This window comes from Streptomyces sp. NPDC051987 (genome assembly GCF_040680735.1).
In the GTDB taxonomy this organism is placed as follows: Bacteria; Actinomycetota; Actinomycetes; order Streptomycetales; family Streptomycetaceae; genus Streptomyces.
In genome coordinates this window covers 40,282-53,438 of the sequence record NZ_JBFAXI010000021.1, presented here as the reverse complement: position 1 = coordinate 53,438, position 13,157 = coordinate 40,282, and the positions used below count along the sequence as shown (strand labels likewise).

The window sequence follows — 13,157 nt, the reverse complement described above, 5'->3', positions numbered from 1 at the left end:
GCGTACGATCCGCAGATGCGCAGCGTGACCTGTTCGATGGGGATCTCACTCGACGGCTACGTCGTCGGCCCGGACGGCGAATTCGGCTGGACGGCGCCCGACGAGGAGTTGTTCCGCTTCGTCACCGAGGAGATCCGCCAGGCCGGCGTCCACCTGCTGGGACGGCGGCTGTACGAGACGATGCTGTACTGGGAGACCGCCGACCGGAATCCGGCGCTCGGCTTCTCCACGACCGAGTGGGCCGCGCTCTGGAGAGCGCTCCCGAAGGTGGTGTTCTCCACCACCCTGGCGAGGGTCCGGGGCAATGCCCGGCTGGCCGCCGGCGGCCTGGTGGAGGAGATCGAGCGGCTGCGGGCCGAGCCGGGGGACGGCGACATCGCGATCGGCGGCCCGACACTCGCCGTCCAGGCGGCCGAGGCCGGTCTGATCGACGAGTACCGGGTCCGCGTCCACCCGGTGCTCGTCGGCGGTGGCCTGCCGTTCTTTCCCCGGGGTGAGCGCCGGGTGGATCTCGACCTCGTCGAGAGCCGCACCTTCCCCTCGCGCGTCATCGGCCTCCGCTACCGCGTGAGGCGCTGACGGTTCGCCGGCGTCCTCGGCGGACGGAGGGGCGAGCCGGACGACCACCCGGACGGCGGGCTTCAGCGGTCCGCCGTCCTGCGGAACGCCCGTACGCCGAAGCGCGGATCGGGCCGGCGGCGGTCCTGGCCGGGCAGGGCGGCGAGCCGGGCGGCCAACCCGTCGGCGCGGGCCTCACCGCCGCGGCTCGCGTCATAGGTCCCGGCTTCCTTGTCGTAGTCGAGCACATGGCTCAGTGTGCGCCGTGGCCTGGGGCGATGTCCTCCACCCTGTGGGCGAGTTCGAAGTCCTTGCCGGTGACGGCACCGCCCGCGCTGTGGGTGTGCACGGTGAGGGTCACGGTGTGGTAGCCGAGGGTGAGATCGGAGTGGTGGTCGAGTTCGTCCTGGATACGGGCGATGTGCACGACCAGGGCGACGGCGGCGAAGTGCGAGTCGAGGCGGTAGGCGCGGGCGAGCCGGTCGCCGTCCTGCGACCAGCCGGGCAGCTCGGCCAGCCGGTCCTCGATCTCCTGCTGCGACAGCGGTGCGACGGCCATGGTGCGGCTTCCTTCCCGGGGACCGGCGAGGGGCGTACGTGCGTTCAGCCTGCCATGGCCTGGCCCTGCGGCCGGCGAGGACGCCCGCGTGTCCGGGGCCTCGGCTACGGTCGTACCCATGACCATCGTCGCGTCCGGTCCCGCCGCCACCCCGACCGCCCCCGACGGCAAGGGCGTCGGCCCGCTGCTGCGCGCCTGGCGGGAGCGGCGGCGGGTGAGCCAGCTGGAGCTGGCACTGCGTGCCGACTCCTCGGCCCGGCACATCAGCTTCGTCGAGACGGGCCGGTCGCGGCCGAGCGAGGAGATGGTGCTGCGGCTGGCCGAGCACCTGGACGTACCGGTGCGGGAGCGCAACGCGCTGCTCCTGGCGGCCGGTTACGCCCCGCGCTATCCGGAGACCCCGCTGGACGACCCGGCGCTGGAGTCACTGCGCGAGGGCATGGAGCGGCTGATCCAGGGCTACGAGCCGTATCCGGCGCTGGTGGTGGACGCCACGTACACGGTGGTCGCCGCCAACCGGGGCATCGCGATGCTCCTGGAGGGTGTCCCCCCGTCGCTGCTCGCGCCCGCCCCGAACGCGATGCGGCTGACCCTGCACCCGGAGGGGCTGGCGCCGCGCATCCGCAACCTGCGCGAGTGGCGCGGGCATCTGCTGGAGCAGATGGAGCGTCAGATCGCCCTGCACCGCTCCGCCGCGCTGCGGGAGCTGTACGAGGAGGTGGCCGGCTATCCGGCGCCGGCCGGCGCCGGTGACAGCGGCCCGGCGGAACCGGTCGCGTACTTCGCGTTGCCGCTGCGGATCGAGCACGCCGGGCGGGTGCTGTCGTTCGTGTCGTCGATCTCGACGTTCAACACGCCGATGGACGTGACGGTCGCCGAGCTGGCCATCGAGACGTTCCTGCCGGCCGACCCGGCCACCGCCAAATACCTGAACTCGTTGGTAAGTTGACGAGAGCAGTTGCCTCGGCCAGGTGTGCGACGCGGCATCGCGTGACACACTGCTCCCCGTACTTGTGCACGTAGGGGAGGCGTGGCGTGAGTGAGCGGCGTGCTGCGCCCACAGTGGGGCAGGTCGTGCTCGGCAAGCGGCTGCAGGAGCTGCGCGAGGCGGCCGGCCTGGGTCGGGACGAGGCGGCCCGGGTGCTGCGGGTGGCGCAGGCGACCGTACGGCGGATGGAGATGGCCGAGGTCGCGTTGAAGATCCCGTACATCCAGGTGCTGCTGGAGACGTACGGGGTCCCCGAGGAGGAGCAGGCGGCGTTCGTGCGGCTGGCCGAGGAGGCCAACCAGCCGGGCTGGTGGCAGCGGTTCCACGACGTGCTGCCGGACTGGTTCAGCCTGTACGTGAGCCTGGAGGGTGCCGCCCGGGTGGTCCGCTCCTACGAACCGCACTTCGTTCCCGGCCTGCTGCAGACGGAGGCGTACGCGCGGGCCGTCATGGAGGCCGGCACGATCGGGCACGGCGATCCCACGGCCGTCGAACGGCATGTGGCGCTGCGCATGACCCGGCAGCGGCTGCTGGAGCAGGACGATCCGCCCCACCTGTGGGTGATCATGGACGAGACGGTGCTGCGGCGCCCGGTGAGCGGCCGCTGCGAGGTGATGCGCGACCAGGTCGACAAGCTCCTCGCCTACATCCAGCGGGACCGGATCACCCTGCAGATCGCCGAGTTCGCGAGCGGCCCGCACCCGGGGACGTACGCGCCGTTCACGCTGTTCCGGTTCGCCGAGCCGGAGCTGCCCGACATGGTCTTCACCGAGTACCTGACCGGCGCCCTGTACCTGGACTCCCGGGACGAGGTCGGGGCGCACCTGGAGGTCCTGGACCACATGACGGCCCGAGCGGCCTCGGCCCAGCGGACCGAGGAGCTGCTGCGGGAGTACCGCGACACGATCTGCTGTGAGGAGCACGCACTGTGACCGCACCCGAGCCCGCCCCGACCACGATCGACACGAGCCGGCCGCACCCGGCGCGGGTGTACGACTGGTGGCTGGGCGGCAAGGACAACTACCCGGTGGACGAGGAGCTGGCCCGGCGGATCCTCGCCGTGGACGGCACCGTGCTGCGCGGGGCGCGCGCCAACCGCCGGTTCATGCAGCGGGCGGTGCGCACCGTCGCCGAGTCCGGCACCCGGCAGTTCCTGGACATCGGCACCGGCATCCCGACCGAGCCGAACCTGCACCAGGTGGCGCAGGGCGTGGCGGCGGAGTCGAAGGTGGTGTACGCGGACAACGACCCGATCGTGCTGCGCCACGCGGAGGCGCTGCTGCGGGGCACGGAGGAGGGCAGCACCGAGTACGTGCACGCCGACGTCCGTGACGTCGGCACCCTGCTGGCCCGCGCCGCCGAGACCCTGGACTTCACACAGCCCGTCGCGCTGTCGCTGGTGGCGCTGACCCACTACCTGGACGACGACCCGGACGGCGACGACGTGTACGGCCTGCTGCGCCGTTACGTCGAGGCGCTCGCCCCGGGCAGCCATCTGATCCTCTCGCAGGTCACCCCGGACCTCAGCCCGGAGGCGATCGAGCAGGCGGCGGCGAACTTCCGGCGCAGCGGGACGCCCTTCCACCCGCGGACGCTGCCCGAGTTCTCCCGCTTCTTCGACGGCCTGGAGCTGCTCGGCCCCGGCGTGATCCCGGTCTCCGGGTGGCGTCCGGAGCCGGTGGACGTGGCCGTCCAGGCGGAGGGCATCGTGCCGGTGTACGGCGGGGTGGCCCGCAAGGTCTGACCCGTCCGGGCGCTCTGAACAGGTGCGTTCCCGTGGCCGCCTCTAGCGTCGAAGCGACGGGTGAGCGAGGGAGCCGACGTGACGGACACGCGGACACCCCCGAGGGAACGGGGTGCGGCGCTGCCGGGCGCCGCCCGGTTCGCCCGGCCGGGCACGCCCGCGCCCGGTCCGCACGGTGCGGCCCCGACGAGGCGAAGGAGGACTGATGCCCTCGGACGCGGTGTTCTACCAGGCGGCGGCGCTCTGTCTCACCTACCCGGACGACGACTTCGTCGCCCGGCTGCCGCTGCTGCGCGAAGCCGCCCCGCAACTGCGCGAGTTCACCGACCACGCGACGGTGACCCCACCGCAGGAGCTGGCCGCGCACTACGTGCGGGTCTTCGACCCCAGGAACCCGCACAGCCTCCACCTCAGCTGGTGGCGGGACGGCGACCCGCACCGCCGGGACACGTCCCTGGTCCGGTTCCAGGACAGCTACAAGGCGTACGGCATGGAGTTCACCGGCGAGGAGCTGCCGGACTTCCTCCCGGCCGTGCTGGAGTTCACGGCCCGCACCGGCGACACCGGCCTGCTCACCGAGCACCGCGACTGTCTGGCACGGCTCCGGTGCAGGCTGGCCGACTTCGGCACCCCGTACGCGTCCGTCCTGGACGCGGTCTGCGCGGCCCTGCCGACGACGCCCACCGGAGCGCGGCCGTCGCGCTGAGCGCGGCCGGGGTTTCCCTCCGCCGCGACGGCGCTCAGCCACGACGGCGGGACCCGGCGGCGCCTCACCCGGCCGCACCCCTCTCGTCGTCCACGATCTCGGCGTCCACCACCCCTTCCTCCTCGGCTTCGGGCCCCCGCTGTTCCTCGGCCGAACCGCCGGCGGCGGAGGCGTTCGCGTACATGGCCTGCCCCATCTGCTGGCTCACGCTCGCCAGCCTGTCCACGCCCCGGCGGAGCTCGCCGGTGTCGGCGTTCCGCTCCAGCAGCGCCTTGAGCTCGGCGACCGCCGCCTCCACGTCGGTCTTCGTGCCGCTCGGCACCCGCTCCTCGTTCTCCCGGAGGAACTTCTCGGTCTGGTAGACGAGTTGTTCGGCCTGGTTGCGGGTCTCCGCGGCCTCCCGGCGTTTGCGGTCCTCCTCGGCGTACTGCTCGGCCTCGCGCATCATGCGGTCGATGTCGTCCTTGGGCAGGGCGGAGCCGCCGGTCACGGTCATCTTCTGCTCACGGCCGGTCGCCAGGTCCTTGGCCGAGACGTGCATGATCCCGTTCGCGTCGATGTCGAAGGCCACCTCGATCTGGGGCACCCCGCGCGGTGCGGGCGGCAGACCGGTGAGGTCGAAGACGCCCAGCTTCTTGTTGTACGCGGCGATCTCCCGCTCACCCTGGTAGACCTGGATCCCCACCGAGGGCTGGTTGTCGGCGGCGGTCGTGAAGATCTCAGAACGCCGGGTGGGGATCGTGGTGTTGCGCTCGATGAGCTTGGTCATGATGCCGCCCTTGGTCTCGATCCCCAGGGACAGCGGGGTGACGTCGAGCAGCAGGACGTCCTTCACGTCACCGCGGATGACGCCCGCCTGGAGGGCGGCGCCCACCGCGACCACCTCGTCCGGGTTGACGCCCTTGTGCGGGTCCTTGCCGGTGAGTTCCCGGACCAGGTCGGTGACCGCGGGCATCCGGGTCGAGCCGCCGACCAGGATGACGTGGTCGATCGCCGCCAGTTTCACGCCCGCGTCCTTGACGGCCTGGTGGAACGGCTTCTTGCAGCGGTCCAGCAAGTCCGCGGTGAGCTCCTGGAACTGAGCCCGTGTCAGCTTCTCCTCCAGGTGCAGCGGCCCGTCGGCGGAGGCGGTGATGTAGGGCAGGTTGATCGACGTCTCGGTGGACGACGACAGTTCGATCTTCGCCTTCTCGGCGGCCTCGCGCAGCCGCTGCACGGCCATCTTGTCGTTGCCGAGGTCGATGCCGTACTGCCCCTTGAACCGCTGCACGAGGTGCTCGACGATCCGCTGGTCCCAGTCGTCGCCGCCCAGGTGGGTGTCGCCGTTGGTGGCCTTGACCTCGATCACCCCGTCGCCGATCTCGAGGAGCGACACGTCGAAGGTGCCGCCGCCGAGGTCGAAGACCAGGACGGTCTGCTCCTCGCCCCGGTCCAGGCCGTAGGCGAGCGCCGCGGCGGTCGGCTCGTTGATGATCCGCAGCACCTTCAGGCCGGCGATCTCCCCGGCCTCCTTGGTTGCCTGCCGCTGGGAGTCGTCGAAGTACGCGGGCACGGTGATCACCGCGTCGGTGACGTCCTCGCCGAGGTAGGCCTCGGCGTCCCGCTTCAGCTTCTGCAGCACCCGCGCCGACAGCTCCTGGGCCCGGAACCGGGTGCCGTCGACGCTCCCGCTCTCCGGGAACCGCCAGGCCGCGTCGCCCATGTGCCGCTTCACCGAGCGCGCGGTGCGCTCCACGTTGGTCACCGCCTGCCGCTTGGCGACCTCGCCGACCAGCACATCGCCGTTCTTCGCGAAGGCCACGACCGACGGGGTGGTGCGGGCCCCCTCGGCATTGGCGACGACGGTGGGCTCACCGCCCTCCAGCAGGGCCACCACCGAGTTCGTCGTACCGAGGTCGATACCGACCGCACGTGCCATGTCCGTCCCCTTCCGCCCAGGGCGCCGCCTCGACTCCAGCACAAAACTTGAGCGCGCCGTTGTCAATGCCGGGTACCCCGGGAACGACGATGCCGCGCCCCCTCGGAAGGACGGGGTGGCGCGGCATCGCGGGATAGGGGCTCAGGCGAGCTTCGCGTCCAGGGTGATGGTGGTGCCGGCCAGGGCCTGGCTGACCGGGCAGTTCTTCTTGGCGTCCTCGGCGGCGGCGGCGAAGCCCTCCGCGTCCAGGCCGGGGACGGTGCCCTCGACGGTCAGGTGGATGCCGGTGATGCCGGTGCCGGGCTGGAAGGTGACGTCGGCGTTGGTGACCAGCTTGGTGGGCGGGGTGCCGGCACCGGTCAGGGCGTGCGACAGCGCCATGGAGAAGCAGCTGGAGTGGGCGGCCGCGATCAGCTCCTCGGGGCTCGTCCTGCCGTTCGCCTCCTGGGAGCGCGAGGCCCACGTGACGGGCTGCTCGCCGATACCGGAGGAGTCGAAGGTGATGACGCCGTTGCCCTCGGTCAGGCTGCCTTCCCAGACGGTGTGTGCGGTGCGCGTGGTAGCCACGGTTGTTCCTTTCGGCGATGAAGGCGAATGAACCGGTTCGCTCGCCCCCATCCGATCACATCCGGGCTCAGCGCACCCGGAAGACCGGCCCACGGGGAGTGAACGGCAGGCGACGGCCGTCCGGGATCAGGTACGCGTGCTCGCGGCGGACCCGCAGGACGTCGCACCAGCCGTCGGTGATCACCAGGACCGGCGCGCCGGGCGGGAAGTCGTCGGCGCGCTGGAGCAGGTCGATGCCGGGCTGCAGGACCGTGCCGCCGCGGCCGTGCACCCGGACCCGGTCGGCGATCTCGGTGGTCGGGAGGTAGCCGGCGTCGTGCGGAGCCGCGTCGCAGAAGACGACGCGCGCGGCCGGGACGTCGCGGGCCTCGGCGTAGGAGGCGATGGCGCCGAGGGCCTTGCCGAGCAGGGTGCGGTCCATGGATCCGGAGGTGTCGAGGACCACGCCGAAGGTGCAGCGGGCGACCTCCTCGGGCGGGAAGTACCGGCCCGCGCGCGGGATGTCCGGGGTGGACGCCTGCCGCCGCGAGGGGCGGGCGTAGGTGCGTACGGCCTCCGGGCGGGGCACGAACTCGTCGAACCAGCGGGCCAGTCGGGCGTCCCAGGGCAGCGGTGGGTGGCTGAGCGCGCGGATCTCCTCGACCAGGCCGCCCGGCAGCAGGCCCCGGTCCTGCGTCTGGTGCAGGTCGAGCCCCTGGCACAGGCCCCGGCGGTAGAACTCGTCGAGGTCGACGTAGGCACCGGGCGGCCCGAGCGGCGCGCCCAGCACGTCACCGCGTCCCTTGCCGCGCAGCGTGGCGAGCCGCCGCATCCTCCGCAGGTCGACGGCGATCCGGTCGTACACCTCCTCGGCCGAGAGCCCCCGCAGCCCGGCGTCGTACAGCAGTCCTTCGGGCATGGTGCCGACGCGCATCTCGACCAGCCAGCCGTTGATGACGTAGTCGCAGGCGATGTTGAAGAGGTACGGGTCGCGGCTGCCGAGGCGGTCGCCGTGGCGCAGGGCGGCGTGCAGCATCTCGTGGGCGAGGACGAACCGCCACTCCTCGTCGTCCATCGTCCGCAGCGGGTTGACGTAGATCTCGCCGGCCTCGGGGTTGACCGCGGCGACGGCGATGTCGTGGGCGCGGGCCAGTTCGGCGTCGGCGACCAGCTTGATGCCGGCCGCGATGCCGCCGAGCAGCGGGTAGGAGGAGACGAACCAGCTCAGCGCCTGTTCCCAGGGGCGCAGCGGGGTCGGCGGCCCGGACATGGAGGTGCGGCGGCCGCCGGCCAGGTCCATCGCCCGGGACATGGTGCGGGTCAGCGCGTGCGCGAACCCCACCTGCCAGTCGGGGACCTGACCGGCCCACGTGCTCCAGGAGAGGAGGAGCTGGTCGGGCTCACCGCCGTTCGTCCCGCCGCGCTCGTACGCGGCCGGGACGGAGCCGGTGCGGCGCCAGCCGGCGGCCAGTCGCTCCTCGTCGCCCTCCGGGTAGGAGGCGGGCAGGTGGCCGGGGGCCGCACCGATCGGGAAGGTCTCCAGGAAGCGGTTGACGACGGTGCAGCGGGCGGCGAGGTCGTAGCGGTCCGGCTGGGTGCGCGGGCCGGTGGCGGCCGGGAGGTGGCCGAAGCCGAGATGGATGGTGCAGTGCGCCAATGCCCAGGCCCACTCGGCGGGTTCGGCCCGCCGGGTGGGGTGCGCGTGCAGCACGCCGTCGGAGTCGGCGCGCACCAGCCCGTCCCGTGGCCCGAGTTCGCACTTCTCGTGCCGGCAGATGGTGAACTCCACGGCCCGCAGCGCGGTGTTGGCGCGCAGCAGTTCGACGCCGGCCGCGAAGTTCTCGGCGGCCGGGTCCTGCTTCCTGCGGGCGGCCGCGGCTCTGCTCATCGCCGGGCCTCCACCAGCCGGGGCATGTCCCGGGCCGCCTCGATCAGGAACCAGGCGGGCAGCACCGGGTTGCCGTCGGCGTCGGAGGCGATGACGGTCTGGGCGACCTCGACGGAGATCTCGGCCAGCTGCACCAGCAGCGACTTGGCGCGGTAGGCGGTCTGCCGGCCGCTCGCCGACATGTGCTCCTTGTCGGCGGGCAGTTCCTTGACCAGCCGCCCCCGGAACGACTCCGCGAGGTAGTACAGCAGGTCGCGGTCCTCGACGCGGGGCGGCCACCCCGCGTCCCCCTTCAGGATCGCCTCGATCCCGAACCGGCTGCGCACGATCTTGACGTATCCGCAGAAGGCGGTGGCGTGCGCGGGCGTCAGCGTGCCGTGCGCCAGGACCTTCAGCGTCTCCTCGTCGAGCCCCGGTCCGAAGGAGTGCAGGGCGTCGGAGAGCATGTGCCAGGAGCGCGGGGTGGAGAACGGCTCCTCGGTCTTCGGCGGCTTGGACCACAGATGGTCGGGCCGGTCGGTGAGGTGGTCCAGGATCCACGGATGGATGCCGCTCGCCGCGGCCCAGGCGAGCCAGTCGTGCGCGGAGGCCTCCAGGTGGACGTGGGCCAGCCGGTTGACGAGCGCGGAGGCGATGGGCCGGGCGAGCGCGTTGTCGGTGGCCCGGTTGCCGGCGCCGATGACGATCGATCCCTTGGGCAGCTCGTAGTTCCCGATGCGCCGGTCGAGGATGAGCGAGTAGAACGCCTTCTGCACATCGGGGGTGGCCGCGTTCAGCTCGTCGAGGAAGAGGCAGTACGGCTCGTCCCGCGCGATCGCCTCCGGCGGGCAGAAGACGGACCGCCCGTCCCGGATCTGCGGAACCCCGATCAGGTCCTCGGGCGCCAGCTGCGTACCCAGCAGGCTCACGCACTCCAGCCCGAGCGATTCGGCGAACTCCCGCACCAGGGAGGACTTCCCGATGCCGGGGGCGCCCCAGATGAAGACGGGCCGGACGGTGGCGAGGCCGAGGAGGAGTTCGGGAATGCGGGAGGGCGTGACGGTGACGGCTGCCTGCAAGAGGCTGCTCCTTGGGGTGTTCGAGAGACGTGCGTCCCGAACAGTGTGAGGCGGGTGCGAAGAGAACGCAGCTGATTTAGCGCCGCCCGTGAGGGGCGCAAGGCTGTGTCCGACATGCGGCTCCGCCGCGTGGGCGCGACCAGCCCGCACCGGTCCGCGGCGAGCGGACTACGCAGCCTGCTCCTCCTCCGGCAGAGGAACCTGCGGCCCGTCCGCCTCCCCGATCCACCGCCGCAACACCGAGTGCACCGCCTCCGCCCCCACGAGCTCCTCCCCGTCCCCCACCGGGTCGGACACACAGACCGGCGACAGCAGGAACGGCCGCCCCTGCGCGCCCCCCAGGCCTCCGTGCGACCCGATCTGCTCCTCGAACGCCAGCACTTCCCCGCTCTCCGGGTCGTACCACGAGTTGACCATGATGTCGGCGGTGTGCGGAAAGGAGTGCGTGCGCCGTACGGCATCCGCGGCCCCCGGCCCGAAGACGCCGAGCGGCCCGGGGGCGCCGTCCAGCCGGTCGAGCGGTATCTCCGCGCCGTGGGCGCCCAGCACCACCCCACCGTGCTCCGCGCTGCGCACCAGCAGGAACCCGACGCCGGGATGGTTGGCGAGCGTCGTCAGCAGCGCGGGATGGCGCGCGTCGATCTCCTCCTTGGTCATCCGGTGCGGCACGTCGGGGAAGGAGACCAGCCCGAGGTTGCCCGAGGCGAGCACGATCGGCTCCGAGTGCCGGGCCGGCCGGTGCTTCTCGCCGCCCTCCTCGACCGGTCTGCGCAGCGCCGCGCGGACGGCGGCCCGCGCCTCGGTGCCGCTGTGGGTTCGCTCGGCGCGGCGCGGCACGGGCAGCCCGCAGCCGGCCCGCACCAGGTCGCCGAGGGTGAGCCCGTAGCGGGAACGGAAGGTCTCGCCGGGGCTCTGGCCGTGGTCGGACAGGACGACGATCCGGTACTGCCGGGGGGCGTGTTCGGCGGCCTTCTCGATCAGGGCCAGGGCACGGTCCAGGCGTTGCAGCACCTTCTCGGTGTCCCGGCTGCGCGGGCCGGAGTGGTGGGCGACCTCGTCGTAGGCGACCAGGTCGGCGTAGACGGCGGTGCGGCCCACGAGCAGGTCGCCCATGACCGCGGCGACGACGACGTCCCGTTCGACGACGGTCGCGAAGGCGCGGACGAGGGGGTAGAGGCCGCCGCGTCCGACCCGCGGGCGCTGCCTGCGCAGCCGGGCCGCGGTGGACTGGCCGATCTCGCGGGCGACCTCGGCGCAGAAGGAGAGCGCGGTGCGGACGGCGTTGGCGGGGTCGGCGAAGTACGCGAAGTACCCGGCGCGGGAGCGGTTCTCCCGGCCGCGGCGGCGGGTGGCTATCGACAGGACGAGGGCCTGTTCGTCGGCGCCGCCGCTGAAGAGGTTGCCGCGGCTGGCGCCGTCCACGGTGAGCAGTCCCCCGTCGGCGGTGCGCTCGACGGCCCTGCGCTGCAGTTCGGCGGCGCTGGTCGGCCGGTTGCAGACCATCACCTCGCGGCTGTCCTTCTCGTACCAGCGGAAGGCCGGGACGTCGGCGTTGGAGCCGTGCAGGATGCCGAGCTGGCTGGCGCCGGTCTGGCTGGACCAGTCGGTGCGCCAGGGGGTGAGCCGGTGGCTGCCGGCGAGCCAGCCGGCCACGGTCGGCATCAGGCCCTTGGCGACCGCGGCGGTGAGGACGTCGTGGCCGACGCCGTCGAGCTGGAGGAAGACGGTGCCGGGGGTGTCCGGGCAGGGCGGCTGCGCGGTGCGGCGGCGGGTGGCGAGGCGGGAGAGGCGGTGGCGGTAGGCGTCGTCGTCGCGGACGGCGAGCGCGCCGCCGGTGGCGGAGGCGACGGCGGACATCACGGCGGCCACGATCACGGCGGTCTCCGGCGCGGCCTCGCTCTGCCCGGAGGGGTTGACGCGCAGCGCGACGAGGAGGAGGGAGCCGTTGAGGAAGAAGACCAGCAGGCCGAGGACGAGGGCGGGCACGAGCAGCAGGAGCCGTACGAGGAGGGGCCAGACGACGGCCGAGAGCACACCGAAGGCGCCGGCGCCCAGGGCCGCGGTGACCGCGATGCGGGTGGCGCTGTCACCGTCGGGGGACTGGAGCTGGAAGTCGGGCAGGAGGCCGGCGAGGACCAGCATGGTGACAGTGGAGACCACCCACACCGTGATGCTCCGCCCGACCTGACTGACGACCCGCCGCCACCGCACGCCCCACCGACCTCATGTCCACGACCCCGCCGACCGCGGGTCTGCCGCCGCCCACAGTGTCACATCGGCCACCACCGGCTCACGGCCCGGGGCCGATGAGAACGGGGCACCGCCCAAGGGGCGCGGGGCGGCGCCGACTTGCGGCGGCTGCCGCGGATCAGTGCCGACCTGCGGCTGCCGCCACCGCGGGGCAGTGCCGACCTGCGGCGCGTGCCGCGGGGCAGTGCCGACCTGCGGCGCGTGCCGCGGGGCAGTGCCGACCTGCGGCTGCCGCCGCCGCGTGTTGCCGCGTGTGCGTGACCGGCCGCGACGGTGCCGCAGACCAGCCACGGCGCATCCCGACGCTCGCGCTGGAACGCGGCACTTGCGGCCGAGCACAACGCCTGCGGCACACCACAAGGCATCACGGCCTACGGCTGCCGCCGCGACGGCGCCGCAGACCGCCACGGCGCGGCGCAGCGCAGCGGCTAGCGGCCGTCGTAGCCTGCTGTCGGCATGGAGAGCCTGCGGTGGACCCGGGCCTTCATCTGGGCGTCGTAGCACGGCTCGGCCCGGCCCACCGTCTCCACCCGGACCCCACGTCGCGCGCACTCCGCCTTGAAGTCCTCGACCGAGGACAGCGCGCTCTCCAGAACCCGCCTGCTCGGGGCGACGAAGAGGTCGAGGCCCGGCCGAACGCCCGTCCACAAAGCGCTGTGGTCGGGGCGCAGCCCGCGGACCAGCAGTTCGCGGGCGATGACGTATCCGTGTTCCACGGCCCAGCGCGCGCACATCGCGTGCTGGCTGCGGGAGTCGACCAGGAAGGGGTCGATCTCCAGTTCCTCCAGCGGCGTCAGACTCGCGATGGCGGTCACCCGCACCGGCATCAGGCCACCGGAGGCACCCCGCACCTGTCCCATGGCGTCCCCCTCACCTCCGGGTTTCGCCGCCGACCCTACTCCTGCACGTAGGCTTCGGGGAGTCGCGCGAAGGAGGCAAAGA

General features: G+C 72.7%; 12 protein-coding genes and 1 pseudogene. 5 read left to right on the top strand and 8 right to left on the bottom strand.

The genetic code is table 11. From position 1 onward, the window contains the following. Window positions 1-15 precede the first annotated feature (15 nt). Window positions 16-579 carry a dihydrofolate reductase family protein gene (locus AB0M11_RS14325; protein WP_365704995.1) on the top strand — a complete coding sequence of 188 codons (564 nt, stop codon included), beginning with the start codon at window positions 16-18 and terminating at the stop codon, window positions 577-579. Between the two features lie 62 nt (window positions 580-641). On the opposite strand, the pseudogene AB0M11_RS14320 reads toward AB0M11_RS14325, so the two are convergent. Then, window positions 642-758: pseudogene (locus tag AB0M11_RS14320) on the bottom strand (SAM-dependent methyltransferase); the annotation flags it as partial. 53 nt (window positions 759-811) lie between these two features. Next, window positions 812-1,117: a 4a-hydroxytetrahydrobiopterin dehydratase gene (locus tag AB0M11_RS14315; protein ID WP_365704993.1), complete on the bottom strand. Its 306-nt coding sequence runs from the start codon at window positions 1,115-1,117 to the stop codon at window positions 812-814. A gap of 118 nt (window positions 1,118-1,235) precedes the next feature. Here AB0M11_RS14315 and AB0M11_RS14310 point away from each other — a divergent pair, with 118 nt between their 5' ends. The 4 genes from AB0M11_RS14310 to narJ all read left to right on the top strand — a co-directional run bounded on the left by AB0M11_RS14310 (window position 1,236) and on the right by narJ (window position 4,555). Then, window positions 1,236-2,066 (top strand): helix-turn-helix transcriptional regulator, encoded by an 831-nt coding sequence (locus tag AB0M11_RS14310; protein ID WP_365704991.1) that lies wholly within the window; start codon window positions 1,236-1,238, stop codon window positions 2,064-2,066. 86 nt (window positions 2,067-2,152) lie between these two features. Further along, the gene (locus AB0M11_RS14305) at window positions 2,153-3,037 is read left to right on the top strand and encodes a helix-turn-helix transcriptional regulator (protein WP_365704989.1); all 885 of its coding nucleotides are present in this window, start codon (window positions 2,153-2,155) and stop codon (window positions 3,035-3,037) included. After that, window positions 3,034-3,849, top strand: a complete 816-nt coding sequence (locus tag AB0M11_RS14300) for an SAM-dependent methyltransferase (protein WP_365704987.1) — start codon at window positions 3,034-3,036, stop codon at window positions 3,847-3,849. The genes AB0M11_RS14305 and AB0M11_RS14300 overlap by 4 nt, the downstream gene beginning before the upstream one ends. Before the next feature lie 205 nt (window positions 3,850-4,054). Further along, window positions 4,055-4,555 carry a nitrate reductase molybdenum cofactor assembly chaperone gene (gene narJ, locus AB0M11_RS14295; RefSeq protein WP_365704985.1) on the top strand — a complete coding sequence of 167 codons (501 nt, stop codon included), beginning with the start codon at window positions 4,055-4,057 and terminating at the stop codon, window positions 4,553-4,555. Between the two features lie 64 nt (window positions 4,556-4,619). On the opposite strand, the gene dnaK is transcribed toward narJ, so the two are convergent. From dnaK to AB0M11_RS14265, 6 genes are all read right to left on the bottom strand, one after another. Next, window positions 4,620-6,473 (bottom strand): molecular chaperone DnaK, encoded by a 1,854-nt coding sequence (gene dnaK, locus AB0M11_RS14290; RefSeq protein ID WP_365704983.1) that lies wholly within the window; start codon window positions 6,471-6,473, stop codon window positions 4,620-4,622. 141 nt (window positions 6,474-6,614) lie between these two features. Continuing rightward, the gene (locus tag AB0M11_RS14285) at window positions 6,615-7,040 is read right to left on the bottom strand and encodes an OsmC family protein (RefSeq protein WP_234537613.1); all 426 of its coding nucleotides are present in this window, start codon (window positions 7,038-7,040) and stop codon (window positions 6,615-6,617) included. A 67-nt stretch (window positions 7,041-7,107) separates the two neighbouring features. Then, on the bottom strand, window positions 7,108-8,907 hold the full coding sequence (locus AB0M11_RS14280; RefSeq protein ID WP_365704980.1) for a hypothetical protein: 1,800 nt from the start codon (window positions 8,905-8,907) through the stop codon (window positions 7,108-7,110). Beyond that, window positions 8,904-9,965 carry a MoxR family ATPase gene (locus AB0M11_RS14275; RefSeq protein WP_365704978.1) on the bottom strand — a complete coding sequence of 354 codons (1,062 nt, stop codon included), beginning with the start codon at window positions 9,963-9,965 and terminating at the stop codon, window positions 8,904-8,906. Before AB0M11_RS14275 ends, AB0M11_RS14280 begins: the two co-directional genes overlap by 4 nt. A 168-nt stretch (window positions 9,966-10,133) precedes the next feature. Next, a complete protein-coding gene (locus tag AB0M11_RS14270; protein ID WP_365705087.1) occupies window positions 10,134-12,131 on the bottom strand; it encodes an alkaline phosphatase family protein in 1,998 nt (665 codons plus the stop codon). A gap of 512 nt (window positions 12,132-12,643) precedes the next feature. Further along, the gene (locus tag AB0M11_RS14265; RefSeq protein ID WP_365704976.1) at window positions 12,644-13,075 is read right to left on the bottom strand and encodes a hypothetical protein; all 432 of its coding nucleotides are present in this window, start codon (window positions 13,073-13,075) and stop codon (window positions 12,644-12,646) included. Window positions 13,076-13,157 lie beyond the last annotated feature (82 nt).